This is a genomic window from Hydrogenophaga sp. (genome assembly GCF_030373245.1).
Classification (GTDB): Bacteria; Pseudomonadota; Gammaproteobacteria; order Burkholderiales; family Burkholderiaceae_C; genus Hydrogenophaga.
Window position 1 is genome coordinate 639,451 of record NZ_JAUCZF010000001.1, and the last position, 22,483, is coordinate 661,933.

A 22,483-nucleotide genomic window follows, 5' to 3' on the forward strand; every position below is an offset into this window, starting at 1 on the left:
ATGTCTTTTAGGATCTGGTCCGTCCCTGAAGACCCGAATTTCAGGTCTGACGGCTGCCAAAATATTGACGGTACTTTTGACGGTACTTTCTTTAGGATATTGCCTAGAATTCAGTCCCTATGAGGTATGAGGTCTAGTTTCCGACTCCTGTTGGTTGTACCACATCGAGCACCTCGGCCACCGCGTGCGCCAGTCTCTGGCCCAGGGCTTCGCGCCTGCGGCTGTGGTCGCGCGACTGCCCAGCCCGATGCTCCCATTCAGGATGCGCACGCGCCTGCTGCAATGGCTCTAGCAACTGCAACAAGGCCTTGCGGTACGAGCTGGACGGCGCCATGCGCAGCTCGATGGTGTCTTGCGCCGCATGCCCGCGCGCCTGCAACACCTGGCACAGGTGGGTCAGGTGGTCGGCCAGCAGCACGAGCACACTGTTGTCCAGCGTCAGCTCCTCAATGCCCATGATCTTGTTGCGCAGCATGCGCGGTGCCTGCCCCCAGCCCTGGCTGACAGCACCGCCGATGGCTGCGCCCAGCGCCGTGGCCGCACCGAGCGACATGCCCGCCAGCGCAAGGTCGAGCGTGAAACCCACGGCCGCGCCGGCCGCCGCGCCCCGGCCCAGCAATCGCCCGACGGTGGCCAGCGTCTCGGGATTGAACAGATCTGAAGCCCAGCGGTCACTGGTCCAGGGCAGGACTTCCAGGCTGGCATCGTCTCGCTCGAAGCCGTGCATCTGCAGCAGGTCGTGCACGCAGCGACGCACGCTGCCCACCAGCTCAGCGCGAAACGCTGTCACCAGGGCTTCTTTCGCCTGCGCATCTGCAAGGGTTTCGGGCGAAACCTCGCGGCGCATCGCAGCCGCCGAAATCAGCGTGTCGACCACGCGCTGCGCGCTCGCGGCGCGGCGCTCGCCGGCCTGGCGATCCAGATCGAGCAGCACGGTCTGCAGCGTGGCCTTGCGCTGGCGCATGAGCACGCTCAGGTCTTCGTAAAGCTGGCGCTCGGCGCCGACAAAGGGCGCCACCGCCTCGAACAGCACGGCGGCATGCAGACCGTAGGCGGCCAGCAACTCGCGCCACTCAGGCTCTCGACAGTGCTCGCTGCGCACGAAATTGAGCACAGGCATGATGGGGCGGGCGCAGGTGTTGAGCACCTCGATTTCGCTGCGGTACTTGGGCAGCAAAGGCTCGCGGCAATCGATCACGTAGATGGCCGCGTCCGACGTCAGCATCTGGCGCAGCACCTTGGCCTCCTGCTCAAACACGCCACGCGCTTCGGGCCCGTCCAGCAGGGCGCGCACCCGATCGGGCGGGGTGAGCGTCTCGGGCATTTGCTTCAAGTGGTACTGGAGCGCGACCGAGTCCTCCAGACCCGGTGTGTCGAAATAGCGCAGCAGCGTCTGGCCAGCGATATCCAGGTCGATCGCCTCCACATGCCGGGTTGTGCCGGGCCGGTCAGACACCTGGCCAAAACGGACCTGGCGCGTCAGCGTGCGCAACAGCGAGGTCTTGCCCGCGTTGGTGTGACCGACCACGGCGATGTTGATCGGGTCACCCGCTTTTTTGCGTTCAGCCACGGCGCTGCTCCATCCATTGCTTCGCTTCGATGTCGGTGCCGCAGAAGCTCACCGCCTGCAGATCGCTCGCGGCCAGCCAGTCGGCCCAGCGTTGCGGCTTGTTCGCGTCGGTCGCCGACTCGTCGCTCAGCGGCAGCAGTGCGCAGTCGACCGCCTCACTGCAGACCTGGCGCAGAAAACGCTCGGCACCCCGGTCTGGACTGGCTGCAGCGGAGCAGACGATCAGGGTGCGAGCGCCGGGTGAAGCGGCCAGTGCCGTCAGCAAACCCAGGCGCTCGCTCATGGTGCCTGTGATGGTGTGCACCTGATCGGCCAGCGAGGCCAGTGCGTCCGGTGGCCAGCGCAGGCCATCGGGCAACTCGAAGCCGATCAGCACCACGGGCGCGGCCTGGCCAGAAACATGCGGGCGGAACAGCGGCCCGCTGGCCCGCGGTCCGGCGTGTTCGGCATCCACCACCGAGGCCGATGCCATGGACATAAAGCGCGTGGCGAGCTGGCGGAAATAGGGTTCTCGCGTGTCAAGCGAGAGGCGGTGGGCGCGCCGCTGCCACACCGCGGAACAGACGACCAGCGCGAGCAGACGCGGCAGCAAGCCGTACAACAAGGCGCTCGCCAGCAGCCACCAGGCAATCGCCTGCGAATCGGCAGCGCTCGGTGCGGCGTGTACCACCGCCTGCGCCGGCACTGCAAAGCCCAGCGTTCGCGGCAGCCAGCTGGTGACGCTCAGAAAGGCGTCAAAAAACGCCGGGCTGAGGATGGTGGTTTCCCAGGTCAGCTGGTAGGACTGAAAGGAGAACAGCATCAGCAGCGTGAGAATCGCCAGGGCAAATGCGAGCGCCCACAGCCCGTGGCTGACGGCACCAAACACCCACAGCGACAACCGCTGCTGGCGCAGCACGGCGTTGGCGCCGCGCAGCAAGTTGAGCGAATGCGGGCCATGCAGCCAGGGCATGCGGGCCGCCAGCGACAACATCAACTGGCCCAGCGACCAGGGTGCCATGCCTCGGCCAGAGAGCGCCGAGGCCAGCGCCCACAGCAGCCAGACCAGCAGCGCCAGCACCGGCACACCCAGCATGGCCACAAACGCCAGGGCGGCGTTCAGCGTCTGCCCGCTGCCCAGCGCGCGGGTGAGCAGGCCACCCGCCAGCAAGTAGGCCAGCAGCGCCAGCAGGCCGGCGGCGATCCAGAGCCCAGCCTTCAAACGCGCCCAGTCTTCGAGCAGGCCCAGACGGCGCCCGAGCAGCCGGGCGCGCTCGAGGATGCGGTCCTGTTCGGTGTGCTGGCGTGCATGGGCCAGCACCATTTCGCCGGCGTCGTCGAGCGCGCCCGCCTCTTCCATCAAGCGAATGGTGTGGGCCAGGGTGACATCGCGAAAGCTGACGGACGATGGGTGGGAAACGGGTGGGCTGATGGTGGCTCTCCCCGGCTGGGCGCCGGCAGGGCGGTGGGTGGACGAGGTGCGCACCGCCACTGCCCGGCAGATGCAAGGCCAATCCTACCCCGCAGGCCACAGGCCTCGGGCAACGCGGCGCTTCAGAAACTGCGCTTGGTCTTGACCTGAAACTGCACGCTGCTGACGTCGGCGGTCCGGTTCAGCGGTACAGCCAGATCGATGTGAACCACCGTGCCGAAAGACGAGCGGTCGCTGACCACTCGCAAACCCACGCCCACATCGCTCAGCCAGCCGGGGTTGTCGTTGTTGGGCAAGACACCACCCCAGGCGCGACCCACATCCACAAAGGCCGCCGCGCCCAGCCGGAACAGGCGCCACAGATAAACGTCGGTGTAGAAGCGCTGCTCGGCAGACAGCAGCACGCGCCGCGAGCCACTCTGGTAGCGCAACGGATAGCCGCGCAGGCCACTGTCCCCGCCAAGCAGCAGTTGAGCGGTGGGCTCGGGGCGCACCAGCGCGTCGGCGGCGATCGACGCGTAGAACAGACGGCGCGGGCTCTGCGGGCGGTAGTACTCGGCTCCAGCGCTCAGGCGCTGGCTGCTGGCACCATCGCGCTGCAACTCGCCACTCCAGGCTGCGCGGGCCACCAGCGTGTCGCCAGGCGGGAATACAAAGCCGCGGCTGATGGTGGTGCCGATGCGCAGCGCGTTGCGATCGGCACCGAAAGCTGCGGCGTCCCAGTTCAATTGCAGACTGACCAGCAGACCGAGCTGGAAATACTCGGGCCGCCCGACCAGGTTGCGGTTCAACTCGCGCTCCACCCGGTCTTCGATCAGGTCGTAGCGCCAAAAGGGACCCGCTCGGCGTCGGTCTTGCGGCAGTTGCGGCGGTGCCACGAGCCCGGGCTCGGCTGCGTAGCGCACGCGGCTTGTGCTCAGGCCCAGGGTGTGGCGCTGCACCCAGCCGTTCACCAGGCCGTCTGACCAGCCGCCAAACACGTCCGCCTGCGATTGCGTCACCCGGTACTGGCTGGCGATCTCGCCAGCCTGATACAGAGGGTCGATGCGATCGTCCGACGAGGCCTGAATGCCAGCGGTCCAGCGGGCGTCCAGCGAATAAAACGGTCGCACGACCGCCAGCGCGCTGCGGCGTCCATCGCTGTTGCTCGCGTGGCTGGCGGCTACCGACGCCCGGGTACCGAAGGCCCGCTCGTTCGCGTATTCGATTTCGCTGCTGGAGCGGTCCACATCGTTGCTGCGCTTGAAGCCCAGCGTGGTGCCGGTACCGAACAGATTGTTGTCGCTGAACTCAAAGTTGCTGTTGCTTTCACCGCCGCTGGTGCCTACGCCTGCACCCACGCTGAGCGACCAGGTGTCGCGCGTCACCACCTCGATGTCGACCAGGTCACCGCGCACCGCGACAGGGCGGATGGCCACGTCGTAGAGATAGCGATTGCCGCGCAGCAGGCGCTCGGTTTCCTCGATCGCGCGCACCGACACCAAGTCGCCCGAGCGGAACAGGATGGCGCGCCGGATCACGCTCTCTCGGGTCTGGATGTGCAGGCGGTTGGCCAGGCGAAACAGCGCGTAGTCCTCAGCCGGATCGTTGGTGTCGAACACATCCATCGCCAGCACGCGGACATCGCCCACGCGCGCACCGGCGGCCTCCAGCTCGGCGAAGCTCGGCGAGGCCTGACCTGCCGGCTGGGCTTGCGTGACACCCGCGAGCATCGCCAGGCCGGCCACCACAAAGGGCAACCAGGCACGGCGCAACTCGCGCTGGACACGGGTGGCGCATCGCCCGATCGTCCGGTTGGGCAAACCCAAAAATATCGGCAACATGCCGCCATAGTAGGCCAGCCCGGCCAACCGGCCTGCAAACGAAGGGGGAATCAGCGGCTGCGCAAAGTCCGGCTCAGCAGGATCACCGGCACCAGGCCCACCAGCACCAGCGCCAGCGCCGGCAGCGCCGCCTCACCCAGGCGCTCGTCGCGCGCGAGCTGGTAAGTGACCACGGCCAGGGTGTCGCTGTTGAAAGGGCGCAGCACCAGGGTGGCCGGCAGCTCCTTCATCACGTCCACGAACACCAGCAAGGCGGCCGCCAGCGTGGCGCGCTTGAGCAGCGGCGCGTGCACGCGCCATGCGAGCCCCGCGCCAGTGGTGCCGAGCATGCGCGCCGAATCGTCCAGACTGGCCGGCATGCGGGCGTAACCCGCCTGCACGCTTTGAAGCGCCACCGCAGTGAAGCGCACCAGATACGCCCAGACGATGCCGAGTGCGGTGGCGGTGATCAGGTAGCCCACCGTCGAGGCGGGCCAGGCCGCCTGCACCCACCCAACCGGCAGCAGCAGGCCGACCACAATCACCGCTCCCGGCACCGCATAACCCAGGCTGGTGAGCTGAACTGCGGTGCGCGTGGGCCAGCCGGGACGCGTGCGCACGGCAAACGCCAGTGCCAGCGCCAGCAAGGTGGCCAGCAACGCACTCAAGGCCGCCAGCCACACGCTGTTGCGAGACCACTGCACAAACGCGCCCCAGGGCAGTTCGTCCCAGCCGTCGATCAGCGGGCGCAGCATGAAGAGCACCGGCAACACAAAGCCGAACAACACCGGCAGCGCACACACCAGCAGCGCCAGCGCCGCCTGCTTGCCCCGCAAACGCACCGGCATCGCCTCGGCACTGCTGCCGCGACCAGCGCGCAGTGTGGCAAAACGCATGCGGCGTTGGGCCCGATGCTCCAGCCACATCAGCAGCGCCACGGTGGCCAGCAGCATGGTGGCGAGCTGGGCGGCGGCCAGCCGATTGTCCATCGCCAGCCAGGCCTTGTAGATACCGGCAGTGAAGGTCTGGATGCCGAAGTAGCTCGCCACGCCGAAGTCCGCCAGCGTCTCCATCAGGGCCAGCGCCACGCCGGCGGCCACGGCCGGTCGCGCCAGCGGCAGCGCCACCTCGCGAATGCGCCGGGCCAGCGGCGCTCCCAGCAGTCGCGCGGCCTCCATGAGCTGGGCAGCCCGCTCGGACAGCGCAGTACGCGCGAGCAGGTAGACGTACGGGTACAGCGTGAACGTGAAGACCCAGACCGCTCCCGGTGTGTTGCGGATCTCCGGGAACACGCGACCTTCCCAGCCGAAGCTTTCGCGCAAGCCAACCTGAAGCGGGCCACTGAACTGCAGGAAATCGGTGTACGCGTAAGCCACCACATAGGCCGGCATGGCCAGCGGGAGCAGCAGCGCCCATTCAAAAACGCGCCGCCCGGGGAAGTCGAACAGAGTGACCGCGCTGGCCGTGCCCATCCCGACCACCGCCACACCCAGCGCCACGCTGACACACAGCGCCACCGACGTCAGCACGTATCCGGGCAACACCGTCTGCGCCATCTGGCTCAGCACATCGCGGCCCGCAGCGTCAAACTCCAGCCACGACAGGCCGAGCGCCACGACCGGCAGGGTCAGCAAGACCGCCAGCAACAGCAAGGCAACAGGAGCCAACCAGCGCAGCATGGACATTCGATCGGGAGAAGTCGGTGAAGGGGCCGGTGGCCGCAGGGGTTTGACGCACGTCAATACAAATGAGAATTGTAGTTATCTACAATCCTGTTCATGTTCCTCAGCGTTTCTCAGCTCAGTGTGCGCTACCCCGGCCAGACCGCGCCAGCTGTGGACGGCGTGTCGCTGGGCTTGCGAGCGGGTGACATTGGCGTGCTGATCGGGCCGTCGGGCTGCGGCAAGACCACCTTGCTGCGCGCCGTGGCCGGGCTGGAGCGCGCCAGCAGCGGCAGCATCCACCTGGGCGGTGAACTGGTCAGCGATGACGAGCACCACACCCCAGCCGAGCGCCGCCGCATCGGCATGGTGTTTCAGGACTACGCCCTGTTCCCCCACCTGGACGTAGGCCGCAATGTGGCCTTTGGTATCGACCGCCTGCCACGCGGCGAGCGCGAGCAGCGCGTGGCCGAGGTGCTGGCCCTGGTCGGGCTCGATGGCCTGCAGGCGCGTTTCCCCCACGAACTCTCCGGCGGCCAGCAGCAGCGCGTGGCCCTCGCCCGCGCGCTGGCGCCTCGTCCGCGCCTGCTGCTGCTCGACGAGCCCTTCTCCAACCTCGACGTGGACTTGCGCGAACGCCTGGCGCACGAAGTGCGCGCCATCCTCAAAGCGGCAGGTGCCACCGCCCTTTTCGTCACACACGATCAGCTCGAAGCGTTTGCCATTGGCGACCTGATTGGCGTCATGCACGAAGGCCATCTGCACCAGTGGGACGAGGCCTACGCGCTCTACCACCGCCCCGCCACCCGGTTCGTGGCCGAGTTCATCGGCCACGGTGTGTTCGCTCCGGCACAGATCCGGCAAATCGGTGACGAGGTGTCGGTGCAAACGCCGCTGGGTGCGCTGCAGGACATGGACGAGTGCCCCCTGCCCAACGCTTACGACGCTGGTCTGTGCGACGTATTGCTGCGCGCCGACGACATCGTGCACGACGACCACGCGCCGGTGAAGGCGCAGATCATCCGCAAGGCCTTTCGCGGCTCAGAGTTCCTCTACACGCTGCGCCTGGCCAGCGGCGAGGTGCTGATGACCCATGTGCCTTCTCACCACAACCACGCGGTGGGCGAATGGATTGGCATCCGCGCCGAGGTCGATCACGTGGTGACCTTCGCGCGCGGCGGCGGCGCGAGCAGCCCGCCAGCGCCTGGCGTGACCCGAACCCACGCTCCGATCTGAGCATGGGTTGCTCAGGGCGAGAGCAGGGCTTGGAGCTTGACCAGTACCCGCAGCGCCGCAAAATTCACCGATACCCCTGCAGCAGACTCACGCCCCGCCTCGACCCGCACATCGACCTGCTCACTGGCGCGCATACCGAGCATCAGTGTTTGGCGAGTGGCTGACTGGTAAACATTCAATCGAGTCTCGGCCATGATCAGACTGGCACCTGCGCCGTCGATGGCGTGGTCAGCCATCAGGCGTTCGCCACGCCAGCCCAGTTCCCAGCGGGGATGGATCTGCCACAGCGCTTCCAGCCAGCCACCGGTGCTGCGCCCGCGGTAGTCCACCAGACCGTTGACGGACTCCAGCGTGCCAGTCTCGCTGCGAATCCAGCCCGCGGCAGACAGCGTGATGGGCCAAGCCTGGGCACTTTGCGCGCCCTGCCATCTCACAGACGCGGCCAGCACGTCAGAACGACCTCGGAAACACACAACCTCGCGCAAGGCGCTGTCGCAGATCGGCGCATTGTGGCTGTGGCCTAGCGCCGGCTGAATGGCGCTGCCGCGACCGTCGGGACGGAACTGCGCCCACAGGCCATCGATCGACCAGAGGCCCTGGTCCAGCCCCAAGTGCAGGCCTGGCGCCACAGCACCGTGTTGCGCGCCGGGAAACGCTTGCCCGCGCCACAGAGCCAGATCGGCTCTCCACTGTCGCGCGCCGCGATCGGCCCGCCAGCTCAACTGAGCGCCATCATCCACCCAGTCGCCATTGACGGCCATGCGCTGCGCCAGTGGCACTGGACCGAAGCGATCAAGGTGACCCGCCGCACCCAGCACCGGGCCCAGCGCTGGGCGCTGTCGCCCGAAGGTGAGCAGCCAGGCGGCATCGTCGCCGTCGTGCCGCGCCTGCAACCAGGCAGCCTCCACATGGACATCGTCGCTGGCATGCTGGCCCACGGCCAGGCGGGCGCCCCAGGTGTCGTTGAAGCGAGCCGACAAACCCAGCGCGGCATGCTCCAGCGGCTCCTTGCGCAGGTCGTGGCCGGCATCGCCCAGCAGCAGGTAGCCGTTGAGCGGCTCCGACGGCAGGGGCTGGTCGGCGCGGAGGGTGCGCAGCGCGATGGCCGCGTCCACCGACACACCAGCCTCGGCGGGCAACACATCGTCGGCCTCCCCATGCGCCCAGACGGTGGCGCTCAGGCACAGTCCGCCCACCATCACGGCTGCTGCCCGCAGGCGCTCATGGACGCGTAGCTGGCGGGTTAGAGAAAGGGTCGGACAGTGCCGGATTGGTGAGGAACTCATGATCGGTGAGGGTTTTGAGGAAGGCCACCAGATCGGCTCTTTCCTGGACGTTGAGATTGATGAGCGAAATCAGGTCGCTCTTGTTGGGATGCACTCGGCCATCGCCCGCGTTGGGACCGGTGGTGATCAATCGACCGCCAGCGGCGTAGAAGTCGAGCACCTCTTCCAGCGTTCCGATGCTTCCGTCGTGCATGTAGGGTGCAGTGACTTCCACATTGCGCAGGCTGGGCGCGCGAAACCGCCCCCGATCCTCGGGCTTGGCCGTGAATTCGAACAAGCCCTGATTCCCCTCGGGAAAGTTGCCAGTGCCTCCAATGTTGTACAGACCCGTGTTGTGAAACGGCAGATCGAGCACCCGGGTGGAGGCGTGCACCACCTGATCATTGAAGTTGTGCCCCGAATGGCAATGGAAACACTCGGCCTTCTCGCCAAAGAAGAGCGTCTGGCCTCGCTGCTCGGCGGCACTCAGCACCGTCTTGCCGGAAAGCGCCTGATCAAAGCGGCTGTTGCCAGAGATCAGCGTGCGCTGAAAGCTGGCTATGGCCTGTGTGATGCGGCCCCAGCTGATGCTCTCAACCTCGTCACCAAAAGCCTGAACGAACATCGCGGGGTAGCGTGTATCGGACCGGATGCGATCAAGCACCGAGTCGACATTGCCCTCGTTGACGCCCATCTCGACCGGGTTGTCTCCAAACAGCGGCACCTGCAGCTGCGCCTCAAGGCTCAGCAGCGAGGGATTGACCCAGGTCAGCGTCGGGTGGTACACGGCGTTGGCCAGGCTCTGCGCGTTGCGTGGATGCATCTCGCCGGTGGAGCCGATGGAGCGGGTCAACCCGTCGGTGAAGGCCTTGTCCTGGTGATGGCAGCTGGCACAGGCCTGCAAGCCATTGCCTGAAAGGCGGCGGTCGTAGAACAGGTAGCGACCAAGTTCCACCTTGGCCGGGCTGAGCGGGTTGCTCTCGGGCACGCGCGGCGTGGGGAAGTTGGCAGGCAGCACCCAGCGCCAGGCACCGCTGTTGCTGGTCTCGTTCACGCTGACGCCACCCCCGCCACAGGCCAGCAGGGACAGCACCCCACACAGGAGCGCGGTCCCGCCGAGCCCGCGCAGCGCCTTCTTGGTGCGCTGCGCCCCACTCATTTCGCCACGACCTTGAAGACAGTTTGCGTTGAGCCGTCGCCCACGGTCTGACCTGTACCAGCCAGGTCAATGGCCAAAGCCTCAAACACTTTGGGGCACTCGGGGTCGGTGGTGCCCGACATGCAGCCCGTCGGCCCCGAGCCGTTGACCGTCACATCGTTGCCCGTCAGCAAGGCCTTGACGTCCACCGCGATCTTCTGCGTGGTCGGATCGAAAGCACCAAATGCCAGATCGAGCCGGTTGGGCTTGCTGCAGGTGTCAACCTGCCCAGCCGCAGGGTTGACTCCGGTGCAGCCGGTGGAGCCGATGTGGACATTGAAGGTCGGAGCGGCCCAGCCGGGATCCGTGACCTCAATCTTCGCGAATTTGCGCCCACCGGCCCAGGCCCAGGCCATGCCTGGATTCACGGCATTGTTGATGGCGGCCGGTGTCACGCTGGTCGATGCACCCTGATCGGTGTGATTGAGCGCAAACGGCACACCCAACGTCATCTTCACGCCCACGTAATTGCCAGCGGGCACGGTACCGCGCAAAGTGGTGTTGGTCGCAGCCGTCCCCACACAGGTGCCCGTGTTGTCTTCCAGGTCAATCAGGGTGACGCCGTCGCTGCCCAGGGTCGCGTTCCAGTCGTCGTTGGGAGGCAGCGTGAGCGGTGCTTCCGAACCATCGGCTCGTACCAGCTTTACGTTGGCGATGTAGAAGCGCATGTCTTTGAGCCCGCCGCTGGCGTCGCTGGTGCCCATACCGGTGAGGCTGCTGGCGCAGGTGATGGGGTCGCTACCCGCCGTCGCGGCGAAGCTCAATTCGACCGCCTGGGTCGTTGCAACGGGGGTCTCAACCACGGGGTCGCCACCGCCACAAGCGGTGAGCAGACCAACCGCCATCAGGGTTGCGGCAAGAAGGGTGTATGTGTTTTTCATGGGGAAGCTTTCTCAGAATCGTGAACAGAAGGGTCGACGCGGCATAGCCCCACTGCGTAGGTACGGCGGTGCTGAGCGACACGCTGCCGTACGCAATACGGCCAAGGGGAATGCCAAACAAAGGGGAAGGGAGGGCTCAGGTAATCAAGCCCGGCGGAGCCCGCATGGCGGACATCAGCAGCACGCGCCGAGCGTGATCACTGGGCGGCCATGGTGTCTCCCACTCCCTGCGCTGAATGGCCGCCACGAACGGCAAGCAGGTCCGCAGACGGGGCAGTGCGTTGGCGATTGCCACGTGTGCCGATGACCAGGCGCAGGGCTGCAGTAGGTGATCCGTTGAGGTCGGCTGGTCGCTATCGCCTGGCGCTTGGTCTTCCAGACTGACCCACTGCAGGCCTTGCGGCGTGCAGATTTGCACGGCTTCCTGAGAGCTGATGACTGGAACGATCCATGCACCTAACGTCCCATGCAGCGCCGAAAACAACGCGCACATCAGCATCGCACGCAACCAGTGGCGCACGCGGGTCGCTTCCAGGGGCAGCAGTGTCTGCGGCTTCATGGCTCAGTGGCGGTGGCGGTGCTCGGCAGCCTTTGAGCCTGTACCGGACGTCCTGGGCGTCTGCACCCAGGCCATGACTTCGCGCGTGCCCGCTCTTTCAAATGTCAGGGTCACCGGAAAACGCTCACCATCCCTCAGCGGCGCCTTGAGATCGAGCAGCATCAGGTGGTGGCCATCGGCGCTTCCATGCTTCATGGGCACCGAGAGACCGGCTGGAATCTCCAGCGAAGGCACAGCACGCATCTGCATAACATCTGCCTTCATCGTCATGCGGTGGATCTCGACCCGCGCAGCCACAGGCGTGGTAGCCGAGAGCAACCGATCGGGAAACTTGCCCGTGTTGCGGATACCGCGGAAGTACACCGCGCCGGTGTTCAGACCTGGCAGGGTGGGTGTGGCGTAGGGGTGGTCAACGCGCAGGTCGCCGAGCTTGAAGTCGTGAGCCCATACCGGGGAGATCAGCAATACGGCACCGCACGCGACGGCGAGCAGCCGCGGCTTCACGCGGCACACCCGACAGGGCTTGCATTGGCTGCCCATTCGCCGAACCGCTGCCCGGGCGCGATCGCCAACAGGTCGCGCCCGGCGGCGCGCACCGGTCCACTCTTGCGACTGCGTGGCGGCAACAACTGGGCCAGGACGCGGCAGACGGTTTCTGTCTTCGCGTCCACCAGCAGCGCCACTTCCCGCAGCCTTGGCAGCACCTCGCGCACCGCGTCGGCCTGTCCGTGTCGGCCGGATTCTTGAACCGCGCGGGTTAACCCCATCAGACCCAGCAGGTGGGTCACGCGCTGCAGCACGCTCCCAGTGCGCAGCTGAGCCATGTCCTGACAGCGGACCAACTGCTGCAAAAGCGCCTGCCGCAACAAGGGCTCCGAGGTGGCTTCGGCGTGAGACCGCACAGCCTCCAGCCGACAGTTCGTGAAGGCGCTGGCGCTCAGCTGGTAGGCCTGCCCACACAGGGCTTCAGTGCCGATCAGGTCTCCCGCCAAGGCCAGCTGGACAGGCTGTCGAATCGGGCCGCTAGTGTGGTCCAGACGCACGACGCCCTCAACCACGCGCCAGACGGGACCGGATTCGCCGGACAGAAAAATCGACTGGTTGCTCGCGCAGGCCAGCGCGACGCCAGAGACGGATGAAGTCATGAAATGCTCCCGAGTTGTGCTGATGAAACGCACCAGCCACTGAACCTGCGGACCCAATCTTTGGGGCCGCGCAAAGGATTCAACTCAGCAGCGGGGGGCCACGCGCGCCTGGACTCGGGGCGTCCAGGGGAAGGAAAGTGGCGGCCTGGTGCAAAGGCACACCCCAGGTGCCCATGCTTGACGGCAACGTCGGGAAAGAAGGCAGCAAGGGTGCAAAACGCTCGGCCGTCAGGGCGCAATGGCCGCAGCCGTCGAGGGCGTGCAGCAAGTCACCTGCACCGACCGGTTCGGTCTCTACTCCCTCAGACGCCAGCTGCACCCAGCGCATGCCCTGCGCAGTACAGACCTCCACCCAGTCACCCACCACGCGCGTGCTGGCCAGCCCGCGCGAGATCGCGGGCGCAAGCATGGCCAGCAGCATCGCGACCAGGAGGCCACGCGTCAGGGCACGCATCATTCGGGTGGACATGGCCGGCAACCTGCGGGCAAAAGAAGTGGGTCAGCCCGCGGTCAGGCGCTCAGCGCAGACCACCAAGGTAGAGCTGGCTGAGCTGAGCAAACTGCCCGGCGCTCAGGGTTTTGCGCAACTGCTCCACGCAGCGCTCGCGCCCCTGAAAGTGCTCGATCTCGGCGTCGGCCACTTGCCGCATCAGCGCCTCGCGCTCGGCCGCTGGCTTGCCCTCCAGCAGGGCCATGCGCAACTCACCGCGCAGCGTCTGAATTTTCTTCTGCACCGAGATGCGCCCTGGCATAGCCTGCTTGCGGTAATCGGCCAAGGCCTGGATCTGCTCGGTGCTGAGCTGCAAATCGGCCTCGTGCTTGATGACCAGGGGCATCAGCTCGACCACGGGCAGGCCCTGGTCAGCGGGTACTGATTTCGCCATGGCGACATTGCCCAAGGTCAACAGACCGAGCGCCATCACAGCACGACACAGAAAAACAAGGGAACGGTTCATCGGAGTCTCCTGAAAGTGGGAAAGGGTACAGAGAGCCAACCGGTCGTCAGTGCTTGTGGCCCATGCCTGGCTTCATGTCGTGTTTCATAGGGGCGTTGCCGCCACCCAGCGCGGTCACCGGGGCCTTGACCTCCTGGGTGAAGCGCTGTTTGGCCGCGTCCTCGAACACCAGGGTCAGCGGCACCACATCACCGCCTTTGACCGGTGCTTTGAGGTCCATCAGCATCACGTGAAAGCCGCCCGGCTTGAGTTCGGTGGTGCGACCCGCAGCGAGGTCCAGGCCTGGCACCTGGCGCATCTTCATGACGTCGTTTTCCATCGCCATTTCGTGGATCTCGACCACACCCGCCACTGGCGAGCTGGCCGACACGAGGCGCGCGTTGGCGCTGGGTGTCAGGCGCATGAAGGCACCCGTGGCCTTCTGGGTGGCGACTGTTCCGCGCACCCAGGCGTCTTCCACCTGGACGGTGGTTGACTGGGCCCAGGCGGTGGCGCTCAGGGCGACGAGGGAGGCGATGAGAAGTTTTTTCATGGGGATACCTTGGATAGAAAAAAGTGGAGTGAAAAAAATTGAACAATCAGAGGGTTGACTCGGCCAGCAGCCGCCGCACATCGGCCACATAGTCGTCAACGGTCTGTTCGTGGCGCAGGGCGACGCGGATGCGACCAGCGGGATCAAACAGGTACGTGAGCGCGGTGTGGTCCACGGTGTAGCTGCCACCCGTGGGCACTTTCTTGAAGTGCACACGAAAGGTGTCGGCCGTGGCCTGGATCTGCTCCGGGTTACCCGTCAGGGCCACGAAGCGAGGGTCGAAGGCCGCCATGTACTCACGCAGCAGTTCGGGCGTGTCGCGCTCGGGGTCGACCGTGACGAACAGCAACCGCACCCGGCCCGCATCCGTCCCTAGCTGCTGCATCACCGCCGAGGCTCGGGCCAGTGCGGTGGGGCACACGTCCGGGCACTGCACAAAACCGAAGTACAGCATCACCACCTGGCCGCGGTAGTCGGCAAGGGTGCGCGACCGACCGTGGAAATCGGTGAGCGAGAAACCTTGTGCATAGGCAGCACCGGTCAGGTCGATGCCGCGGAAACCCTCGTCGCCGCCCAGGCGGTCGCAGGCACTCAGCAGCGGCAAGGCAGCGGCCGCCAGCAAGCCGGCAAACACCTGCCGGCGCACCAGGCTCACCCGGGCGGGGAACGGAATCAGCGGAAACCGAGGCACGGCGCCTCCTGCAACACGGGAACACAGGCACCACCCTTTTCAGGTGGGCCACGGCGTGGGCTCAGGAGTTCAGGGGCGGTGCACGGGCTGGTGCGGCGGTCCACACGCCCACAGGCGGTGCCGCGACTTTGACGGGGCCGAGGAGCGGAGTCGATGCGGCGGCCGAGAAGTTCAGTACTGACGCCGGTGGCAAACCAGCGACCGGGTTGTGCAGCGTGCACCAGGGGCAATGCATCTCCATGTCGGCCATGGGTGCGCTCTCGGTGCCGGCCGCATCGGGTTCGGCCTGGATCCAGACCATGCCGCTGGCGCTGCAGATCTGCATCCAGTCGCTTCGGTCTGAGGTCGCCACCACCGCCTGCGCCAGCGTCGGTGCAAGCGCAGCCAGCACCAGGGCCAGCATGGCCAGCCAGGCGGTGAAGCGGCGTTGGACGCGGGTCAGCAACATGGGCGCAGTTTATCAGCCGGGTGATTCGCACCGATTGACGCAGGTCACGTCAACTGGGCGACCTGCGCGGATAGGCAGAGGGGCCTAACATCTTGGCTGGACCGACCCATCACCCCATCAGGAGACCTCTCATGCTCACACTCTGCGGCTTTGCGGCCAGCAACTACTACAACAAGGTCAAACTTGCGATGCTGGAAAAAGGCGTTGCCTTTGAAGAAGAGCTGGCCTGGGTGGGCGAGACCGACCGCAGCGCCAGCCCGCTGGGCAAGGTGCCCTACCTGAAGACCGAGCACGGGCCCTTGAGCGAGTCCACCGTACTGCTGGAATACATCGAAGACCAGTTCCCCGACACCCCGCTCATGCCAGCCGAAGCCTTCCACAAGGCACAGGTGCGCGAGTTGCTGCGTTACATCGAACTGCACCTGGAGCTGGTGGCGCGCAACCTCTACCCCGAAGCCTTCTTCGGCGGCAAGATCAGCGATGGGGCCAAGGAAAAGACCGGGCAACAACTGGAAAAAAACGTGGCTGCGTTCGCGCAACTGGCCAAGTTCTCGCCCTTCATCGCTGGCGATCAGTTCACCTTGGCCGACTGCGCCGCCGTGGTGCACCTGCCGCTGGTGAGCAGCGCCACCAAGATCATTTACGGTCGCGATTTTCTGGCCGAGCTGCCGGTGCGCGACTACCTCAAGCGCGTGGGCGAGCGGCCAACGGTGCAGCGCGTCAACGCCGACCGCAAGACCAACACCGAACTGATGATGCAACGCGCCAAAGCGGCCGCAGCGGCCAAGAACTGAACCCAAACCATTCGCGTCCCGTCTTATCGCCATTTCCTGGCACCAGCAGATTCAGCCAACCCAATTGAGACGCATGGCTCTGGCAAAGCGGCGTAAAGTGGTCCGTGAATAAGAGGGTGTCTATGGAATACAAGGATTACTACAAGGTGATGGGCGTGGAGCGCAGCGCCACGCAGGACGAGATCAAGCGCGCGTACCGCCAACTGGCGCGCAAGTACCATCCTGACATCAACAAGGACAGCGACGCCGAGGCGAAGTTCAAGGAGCTGGGTGAAGCCAACGAGGTGCTGAAGGACCCGGAGAAGCGCACGGCCTACGACCGCCTCGGGGCCAACTGGAAGCAGGGGCAGGACTTTCAGCCGCCGCCTGGCTGGAACGCAGGCTATGAGACCGGAGGCAGCGGGTTTGACGGGCAAGACATGGGCGACCAGAGCGATTTCTTCGAATCGCTGTTCCGCCGGGGCTTCGCCCGTTCCCAGTCCACATCGGCGGGCGGCCAGGGCCGCGGTCAAGGATTCCACGCGCACGGCCAGGACAGCCACGCCAGGATTCAGATCACGCTGGAAGAGGCCTATCACGGGGGCACGCGCAGGGTGAACCTGCAAATGCCGACGGTGGATGCCGACGGCCACGTGGTGCTGCGCGAGCACCCGATCGAATTCACCATCCCGCGCGGCGTGCGCGTGGGCCAGCGCATCCGCCTGGCAGGCCAGGGCGGCCCAGCGATGGGTCAGGGCCAGCCAGGCGACCTCTATCTGGAGGTGGACTTCCTGCCGCACAAGCATTACCGGGTCGACAAGCACGACGTGTACATGGATCTGCCGGTCGCCCCCTGGGAGGCCGCGCTGGGCGCGGTCATTGAAGTGCCCACCCCTACCGGAACGGTTGAGCTCACGGTACCGGCCGGGTCGAGCGAGGGGCGCAAGCTTCGGCTGAAAGGGCGAGGCATCCCAGGGAAGACTCCAGGGGATTTCTATTTCGTGCTGAAGATCGCGGTGCCCCCGGCCGACAGCGATAGCGCCAAAGCCGCCTACCGCAACATGGCCCAGGCATTCACCTCGTTCAACCCGAGAAACCTGCAGGGAGACACCGCATGAAAACCCCTGGCGACAACCCGAGCGATGCCGCTGTGGGTACAGAAGCCTTGTTCTCGCTTGAACAGCTCTGCCGCACCTGCGCGGTGCAGACGGAGTTCGTGATCGCCATGCTCGACGAAGGAGTGGTGCAGCCTGTGAAGGGACAGGCGCCCGAGAGCTGGCGATTCGGCGAAACCGAGGTCCACCACCTCACGGTCGCCTGGCGGCTGCAGCGCGATCTGGGCGTGAACCCTGCCGGCGCGGCATTGGCGCTGCGGCTGATGGACGAGCTGGAAACCCTTCGCGCGCAACTCGCGGCGAAGCCTTCAGGTCAGGCCAGCCACCGCTGAGCATCACGGCTGCACCGCGAGTGCGCGGTGATGCGCTGTCGGATCCACAAAGGCCTGGGCACATCAGTCTGCCGCGTCGCGCTGTGAGGACAGCTGGTACCGCTCACCAGCTCAGTAGGCGTTGATCGCTCCGGCGGTTGAAGCTCAGACTGCACAGCGACCCCAGGGGGCAGCTTCAGCTGCCTGGCGTGCTGCGCGGCTCCAGCAACGCGCCCACGGCTTGGCGCAAATCGCCAGCCCAGGCACGACGATCGCGCCCTGCGGCCTCTTGCGGCTCGCCGTAGGTCACCATCGCATGGAGATCCGGAGCGCGCAGCGTCGTCCAGATCGATTGAACCAGGGTCGTGTCCCCCAGGAACAGCGGCGCGGCACTGCGGCTTCCCGAGTCGCCATCCAGGTATTGCAGCGCCACTGGCAGCACCGGCGCCTCGGTCGCAATGGCGGCCTGGATCAGGTTGGCGTGGAATGGCAGCAATTCGCCGCCATCACCGGTGGTGCCCTCGGGGAACACCGCCAGGGTGTCGTCCCCAAGCAGGGCCGCGGCCATCTGGTGCACCACCCGCATGGCGTCGCGTCGCGACTCGCGTTCGATGTAGAGCGTGCCGGCGCCAGTGATGAGGGTGCCCAGCACCGGCCAGTGCTTCACATCCGCCTTGGAGACGAAACGCGCGGGATGGGCTGCGTCCATCACCAGGATGTCGAGCCAGGAAATGTGGTTCGCCACCAGCAGCAACGGTCCACGAACCGGTGGCGTACCGCTTACCACCAGCCTCACACCCATGATGCGCAGCATCTGGCGCGACCACTCGCGCACCACCAACGCGCGCTGGCTGTTTGTGAGGCGATCGAACTCGCGGCGAATGATCCACAGGCCACGCAACACATGGAGCACGGCACGAAGCGCCCGCCACAGCGCCACCCAGCGACTGCGCGGCGCGCTCACACTTTGGCCGCAGCAGCGTTCGGCGCCGAGTCGTGCGCGATCTGGCCACCCACCAGTGTGGTGCGCACACGCACCGGCAGCTCGTGGCCTTCAAACGGCGTGTGGTGTCCCTGACTGAGCAAGGCCGCCGGCTCCACGCGCCAGCTGGCGTTGGGATCAAAAATACAGAGGTCAGCCTGACCACCCACCGCGAGCTGGCCCAGGCTGGCCTGCAGCGTGCCCAGGCTGTGGCCCAGCACCGACTGCGGCCCGCGCGTGAGCACGCCCAGCGCCTGCATCAGTCCAAGCCCCTCCTGCTGCGCCCATTTGCAGGCCAGGCCGAGCAGCAGCTCGACCGCAGTCGCACCAGGTTCGGCTTCGGCAAAGGGCAGGATCTTGGCGTCGGCCGACACGGGGTTGTGATCGGACACCAGCGCGTCAATGCTGCCGTCGGCCAGGCCGGCGCGCAGCGCATCACGATCGCGCTGCTGACGCAGCGGCGGCTGCAGGCGAAAGCGGCTGTCGTAGTAGCCCATGTCCACATCGGTCAGGTGCAGGTTGTGCACGCTCACATCGCAACTCACCGGCAGACCCTCAGCCTTGGCCTGGCGCACCAGCTCCAGGCCAGCCGCGCTGCTCAGGCGGCACAGGTGCACGCGCGCGCCCTTGCCTTCGTTGGCCTTCCCCTTGCCCTGGGCCGCGCGCATGAGTTCGAACAAGGTGTGCAGCGCAATCGTTTCGGCCAGCACCGGCACACCGGAGAGGCCCATGCGCGTGGCCAGCGAACCGCTGGCCGCCACGCCCTTGCCCATGTAGAAGTCCTGCGGCCTCAGCCACACGGTGTAGCCAAAGGTGGCGGCGTATTGCAGCGCGCGCTGCAGCACCTGGGTGTTGACAATGGGCACCTCGGCCTGGCCAAAACCGACGCAGCCTGAATCGGTGAGCTCGACCATCTCGGTCAGCACCTCGCCCTGCAGACCTCTGGTGAGCGCGCCCAGGGGAAACACGCGCGCCTGGTGCAGCTTTTCGGCGCGGAACTTCAGCATGTCGACCAGGCCAGGTTCGTCCAGCACGGGGTCGGTGTCGGGCGGGCAGACCAGCGAAGTCACGCCACCGGCCACCGCGGCCGCCATTTCGCTCTCCAGCATGGCGGCGTGTTCCTGGCCCGGCTCGCGCAACCGCAGCGCGAGGTCAATCAGGCCCGGCGCGACCACGCAGCCCGACGCATCGAGCGTGCGGTTCGGATGGAAGTCGGGCGAGATCTGGCCGATGGCGATGATGCGCCCGGCCGCGATCGCCACGTCGGCCATCTCGTCGCGACCCGTCATCGGGTCCATCACGCGACCGTTCTGGATCAGGATCTTCATAGCTTTACCTTGAAAACCTCGGTTCAGCGGCTGGGCCGCCCCAAGGCGAAACGCGCACCGTTGGCAGGCAGAGACCCGCGCAGCGGTGGAAGGAGGAGATCAAGCCTCATTCCCAGCCACGATGCCCATCACCGCCATGCGCACCGCGATACCAAAGGTGACCTGCGGCAGGATGACGCTTTGCGGACCATCGACCACCGCCGAATCAATTTCCACGCCGCGGTTGATCGGCCCCGGGTGCATCACGATGGCGTCCTTCTTGGCCCAGCGCAGGCGCTCGGGCGTGAGGCCGAAGCTCTTGAAGTACTCCTGGCTGGAGGGCAACAGCGCACCGCTCATGCGCTCGTTCTGCAGCCGCAGCGTGATCACCACGTCGCAATCCCTGATGCCTTCTTCCAGCGTGTGGCACACCCGCACGCCCATGTGGCTCATGTCGGTCGGTACCAGGGTGCGCGGGCCGACCACGCGCACGTCGGGCACGCCGAGCGTGGTCAGAGCGTGGATGTCGGAGCGCGCCACGCGCGAGTGCAGCACGTCGCCCACGATGGCCACCGACAGGTTGGTGAAATCGTGCTTGTAGTGCCGGATGGTGTACATGTCGAGCAGCCCCTGGGTGGGGTGCGCGTGGCGCCCGTCGCCGGCGTTGATCACATGCACGTGCGGCGCGACATGTTGCGCGATCAGATAGGGTGCGCCCGATTCGCTGTGGCGCACGACAAAGATGTCGGCGGCCATGGCGCTGAGGTTGGCGATGGTGTCGATCAGGGACTCGCCCTTGGCGGTGGAACTGCGCGCGATGTCGAGATTGATCACGTCGGCCGACAGGCGCGTGGCGGCGATTTCAAACGTGGTGCGTGTGCGCGTGCTGTTTTCGAAGAACAGGTTGAACACGCTCTTGCCGCGCAGCAGCGGCACCTTCTTGACCTCACGGTCGCTGACGCTGACGAAACCGGCGGCGGTGTCGAGGATTTGCGTGAGGATGGCGCGCGACAGGCCTTCGGTGGAGAGCAGATGGATCAGCTCGCCGTTGCGGTTGAGTTGGGGGTTGCCGGCCACGGTCAGGCTTTCTTGGGTTCGATGACAAACTGCAGGCGCCCCTGATCGTCGCGCGCCAGCTCCAGCGACTGGTCCTGGGGCAGGCTCACGGTGGTGGCGGCGACATCGGCCTGGATCGGCAGCTCGCGCCCACCGCGGTCCACCAGCACCGCCAGCCGCACGCTGGCCGGGCGACCGTAGTCGAACAGTTCATTGACCACCGCACGCAGGGTTCGACCGGTGTAGAGCACATCGTCGACCAGCAGCACATGCGCACCCTGGACATCAAACGGCAGCAGGGTCTGGGCACTGACCGCCAGACCGCGGCGCGCAAAGTCGTCGCGGTGCAGCCCATAAGAGATCACACCAGCATCCCCCTCAAGCCCCAGATCGCGCTGCAAGCGCTCGGCCAGCCAGACGCCACCCGACGTGATGCCGACCAGCCGGGTGGGCGCCGGGCTGGTCTTCAGCAGCGCGCCCACGCGCGCCAGCAGCTCGGTGTAGAGCGCCTCGGCGTCCAGCGCGAGTGGATGGGCAGGGCTCAAGGCAGGCTCCTCAGAAACTGTTCCAGGATGAGGCAGGCAGACGCCGCGTCCGCATCTTTTGCGCCCAATGCGAGCGCCTCGGTGGTGGTGTAGCGCTCGTCTACCTCGAACACCGGCAGGCCATGACGACCGCGCAGCTGGCGGGCAAATTTTCGCGCACGCGCGGTGTTTTCGTGTGCCTCACCATCGGGGTGGAAAGGTACGCCGACAACCAGGGCGTCGGGCTGCCATTCGGCGATGCGCTGGGCAATCTGGACAAACCGGGCATCGCCCTGCGCGTTCACCGTGGCTTGCGGCGTGGCGGTGCGGGTGAGGCGGTTGCCGCTGGCTACACCGGTTCGCTTCAGGCCAAAGTCAAAGGCTACAAACAGCTGACAGTGAGCAGGCACTTCCGGCAGCGAGGGCGCGGGCGCCAACAGGCTCATGCATGCCCCGCATCAGGCGACAACATCCACGACTGCAGGCCCAGCAGCGCCATGGCGCGGTCGTAACGCTCGTCCACCGGTGCGTCAAAAATCAGGCTGGGGTCGGCTTCCACCGTCAACCAGCTGTTTTCGGTGATCTCGGATTCCAGCTGACCCTCGCCCCAGGAGGCGTAGCCCAGCGTCACAAATACCTTGCGCGGGCCGGCACCCGAGGCCATCGCTTCCAGCACATCTTTGGAGGTGGTCATTTCCAGTCCGCCCGGGATCGACAGCGTGGAGGCGTAGACGGATTCACCCTCGCCGCCTTCGCCTGTGTCGATCGCCTCGTGCAGCACAAATCCGCGCTCGGTCTGCACCGGTCCGCCCTGGAACACCGGCTGGTTGGCCAGGTCTTCGCGTCCCATGGGCAGGTCCACTTTTTCAAACAGTCGCGACAGCACGATGTCGCTCGGCTTATTGATCACCAGCCCGAGCGCGCCGCGCTCGCTGTGCTCGCACATGAACACGACGCTGCGGCCAAAAAGCGCATCGCTCAGACCGGGCATCGCGATCAGGAAATGGCTGGTCAGGTTGATGGGAGCAGAATCCGCGGACATGGCGGCATTTTAAGCCGC

The 22,483-nt window shown here is 66.1% G+C and carries 25 protein-coding genes; 4 read left to right on the forward strand and 21 right to left on the reverse strand.

Features of this window, described 5'->3' with window-relative positions:
- Positions 1-133: 133 nt before the first annotated feature.
- From QUV25_RS03085 to QUV25_RS03100, 4 genes are all read right to left on the reverse strand, one after another.
- Positions 134-1,570 carry a GTPase/DUF3482 domain-containing protein gene (locus tag QUV25_RS03085; RefSeq protein ID WP_300861215.1) on the reverse strand — a complete coding sequence of 479 codons (1,437 nt, stop codon included), beginning with the start codon at positions 1,568-1,570 and terminating at the stop codon, positions 134-136.
- Positions 1,563-3,035, reverse strand: coding sequence for a DUF2868 domain-containing protein (locus tag QUV25_RS03090; protein WP_300861217.1), 1,473 nt, complete (start codon positions 3,033-3,035; stop codon positions 1,563-1,565). The genes QUV25_RS03085 and QUV25_RS03090 overlap by 8 nt, the downstream gene beginning before the upstream one ends.
- A gap of 68 nt (positions 3,036-3,103) precedes the next feature.
- Positions 3,104-4,804 carry a hypothetical protein gene (locus QUV25_RS03095; protein ID WP_300861219.1) on the reverse strand — a complete coding sequence of 567 codons (1,701 nt, stop codon included), beginning with the start codon at positions 4,802-4,804 and terminating at the stop codon, positions 3,104-3,106.
- Between the two features lie 50 nt (positions 4,805-4,854).
- Positions 4,855-6,462: an iron ABC transporter permease gene (locus QUV25_RS03100; RefSeq protein WP_300861221.1), complete on the reverse strand. Its 1,608-nt coding sequence runs from the start codon at positions 6,460-6,462 to the stop codon at positions 4,855-4,857.
- 99 nt (positions 6,463-6,561) lie between these two features.
- Here QUV25_RS03100 and QUV25_RS03105 point away from each other — a divergent pair, with 99 nt between their 5' ends.
- Positions 6,562-7,680 (forward strand): ABC transporter ATP-binding protein, encoded by a 1,119-nt coding sequence (locus QUV25_RS03105; protein WP_300861223.1) that lies wholly within the window; start codon positions 6,562-6,564, stop codon positions 7,678-7,680.
- Positions 7,681-7,691: 11 nt separating this feature from the next.
- Here the strand turns inward: QUV25_RS03105 and QUV25_RS03110 are convergent, their stop codons facing one another.
- The 11 genes from QUV25_RS03110 to QUV25_RS03160 form a co-directional block, all read right to left on the reverse strand.
- Positions 7,692-8,966 (reverse strand): hypothetical protein, encoded by a 1,275-nt coding sequence (locus tag QUV25_RS03110; protein ID WP_300861225.1) that lies wholly within the window; start codon positions 8,964-8,966, stop codon positions 7,692-7,694.
- Entirely contained in the window at positions 8,902-10,104 is a 1,203-nt protein-coding gene (locus tag QUV25_RS03115) for a methanobactin export MATE transporter MbnM (protein WP_300861227.1), read from the reverse strand. Before QUV25_RS03115 ends, QUV25_RS03110 begins: the two co-directional genes overlap by 65 nt.
- Entirely contained in the window at positions 10,101-11,024 is a 924-nt protein-coding gene (locus QUV25_RS03120; RefSeq protein WP_300861229.1) for an MbnP family copper-binding protein, read from the reverse strand. Before QUV25_RS03120 ends, QUV25_RS03115 begins: the two co-directional genes overlap by 4 nt.
- Before the next feature lie 136 nt (positions 11,025-11,160).
- Positions 11,161-11,583 (reverse strand): hypothetical protein, encoded by a 423-nt coding sequence (locus QUV25_RS03125; RefSeq protein WP_300861231.1) that lies wholly within the window; start codon positions 11,581-11,583, stop codon positions 11,161-11,163.
- Between the two features lie 3 nt (positions 11,584-11,586).
- The gene (locus QUV25_RS03130; RefSeq protein ID WP_300861233.1) at positions 11,587-12,087 is read right to left on the reverse strand and encodes a copper chaperone PCu(A)C; all 501 of its coding nucleotides are present in this window, start codon (positions 12,085-12,087) and stop codon (positions 11,587-11,589) included.
- Positions 12,084-12,728: a hypothetical protein gene (locus QUV25_RS03135; protein WP_300861235.1), complete on the reverse strand. Its 645-nt coding sequence runs from the start codon at positions 12,726-12,728 to the stop codon at positions 12,084-12,086. Before QUV25_RS03135 ends, QUV25_RS03130 begins: the two co-directional genes overlap by 4 nt.
- A 79-nt stretch (positions 12,729-12,807) precedes the next feature.
- Positions 12,808-13,197: a DUF2946 family protein gene (locus QUV25_RS03140; protein ID WP_300861236.1), complete on the reverse strand. Its 390-nt coding sequence runs from the start codon at positions 13,195-13,197 to the stop codon at positions 12,808-12,810.
- Positions 13,198-13,246: 49 nt separating this feature from the next.
- Positions 13,247-13,684: a hypothetical protein gene (locus QUV25_RS03145; RefSeq protein ID WP_300861238.1), complete on the reverse strand. Its 438-nt coding sequence runs from the start codon at positions 13,682-13,684 to the stop codon at positions 13,247-13,249.
- 46 nt (positions 13,685-13,730) lie between these two features.
- Positions 13,731-14,216: a copper chaperone PCu(A)C gene (locus QUV25_RS03150; RefSeq protein WP_300861240.1), complete on the reverse strand. Its 486-nt coding sequence runs from the start codon at positions 14,214-14,216 to the stop codon at positions 13,731-13,733.
- A gap of 46 nt (positions 14,217-14,262) precedes the next feature.
- On the reverse strand, positions 14,263-14,907 hold the full coding sequence (locus QUV25_RS03155) for an SCO family protein (RefSeq protein ID WP_300861241.1): 645 nt from the start codon (positions 14,905-14,907) through the stop codon (positions 14,263-14,265).
- Between the two features lie 61 nt (positions 14,908-14,968).
- Positions 14,969-15,355: a DUF2946 family protein gene (locus tag QUV25_RS03160; RefSeq protein WP_300861242.1), complete on the reverse strand. Its 387-nt coding sequence runs from the start codon at positions 15,353-15,355 to the stop codon at positions 14,969-14,971.
- A gap of 131 nt (positions 15,356-15,486) precedes the next feature.
- Here QUV25_RS03160 and QUV25_RS03165 point away from each other — a divergent pair, with 131 nt between their 5' ends.
- The 3 genes from QUV25_RS03165 to QUV25_RS03175 all read left to right on the forward strand — a co-directional run bounded on the left by QUV25_RS03165 (position 15,487) and on the right by QUV25_RS03175 (position 17,575).
- Complete coding sequence (locus QUV25_RS03165; protein ID WP_300861244.1) at positions 15,487-16,149, forward strand: glutathione S-transferase; 663 nt, start codon at positions 15,487-15,489, stop codon at positions 16,147-16,149.
- A gap of 122 nt (positions 16,150-16,271) precedes the next feature.
- Complete coding sequence (locus QUV25_RS03170; RefSeq protein WP_300861245.1) at positions 16,272-17,246, forward strand: DnaJ C-terminal domain-containing protein; 975 nt, start codon at positions 16,272-16,274, stop codon at positions 17,244-17,246.
- Positions 17,243-17,575: a chaperone modulator CbpM gene (locus QUV25_RS03175; protein ID WP_300861246.1), complete on the forward strand. Its 333-nt coding sequence runs from the start codon at positions 17,243-17,245 to the stop codon at positions 17,573-17,575. The genes QUV25_RS03170 and QUV25_RS03175 overlap by 4 nt, the downstream gene beginning before the upstream one ends.
- Before the next feature lie 175 nt (positions 17,576-17,750).
- Here the strand turns inward: QUV25_RS03175 and QUV25_RS03180 are convergent, their stop codons facing one another.
- From QUV25_RS03180 to QUV25_RS03205, 6 genes are all read right to left on the reverse strand, one after another.
- Positions 17,751-18,518: a 1-acyl-sn-glycerol-3-phosphate acyltransferase gene (locus QUV25_RS03180; RefSeq protein WP_300861247.1), complete on the reverse strand. Its 768-nt coding sequence runs from the start codon at positions 18,516-18,518 to the stop codon at positions 17,751-17,753.
- The gene (locus tag QUV25_RS03185) at positions 18,515-19,864 is read right to left on the reverse strand and encodes a dihydroorotase (protein ID WP_300861248.1); all 1,350 of its coding nucleotides are present in this window, start codon (positions 19,862-19,864) and stop codon (positions 18,515-18,517) included. The genes QUV25_RS03180 and QUV25_RS03185 overlap by 4 nt, the downstream gene beginning before the upstream one ends.
- A 99-nt stretch (positions 19,865-19,963) precedes the next feature.
- A complete protein-coding gene (locus tag QUV25_RS03190) occupies positions 19,964-20,926 on the reverse strand; it encodes an aspartate carbamoyltransferase catalytic subunit (protein ID WP_300862003.1) in 963 nt (320 codons plus the stop codon).
- A complete protein-coding gene (gene pyrR, locus QUV25_RS03195; protein ID WP_300861250.1) occupies positions 20,923-21,444 on the reverse strand; it encodes a bifunctional pyr operon transcriptional regulator/uracil phosphoribosyltransferase PyrR in 522 nt (173 codons plus the stop codon). Before pyrR ends, QUV25_RS03190 begins: the two co-directional genes overlap by 4 nt.
- Positions 21,441-21,869: a Holliday junction resolvase RuvX gene (gene ruvX, locus QUV25_RS03200; protein ID WP_300861251.1), complete on the reverse strand. Its 429-nt coding sequence runs from the start codon at positions 21,867-21,869 to the stop codon at positions 21,441-21,443. The genes pyrR and ruvX overlap by 4 nt, the downstream gene beginning before the upstream one ends.
- A complete protein-coding gene (locus tag QUV25_RS03205) occupies positions 21,866-22,465 on the reverse strand; it encodes a YqgE/AlgH family protein (protein WP_300861252.1) in 600 nt (199 codons plus the stop codon). Before QUV25_RS03205 ends, ruvX begins: the two co-directional genes overlap by 4 nt.
- Positions 22,466-22,483: the final 18 nt, after the last annotated feature.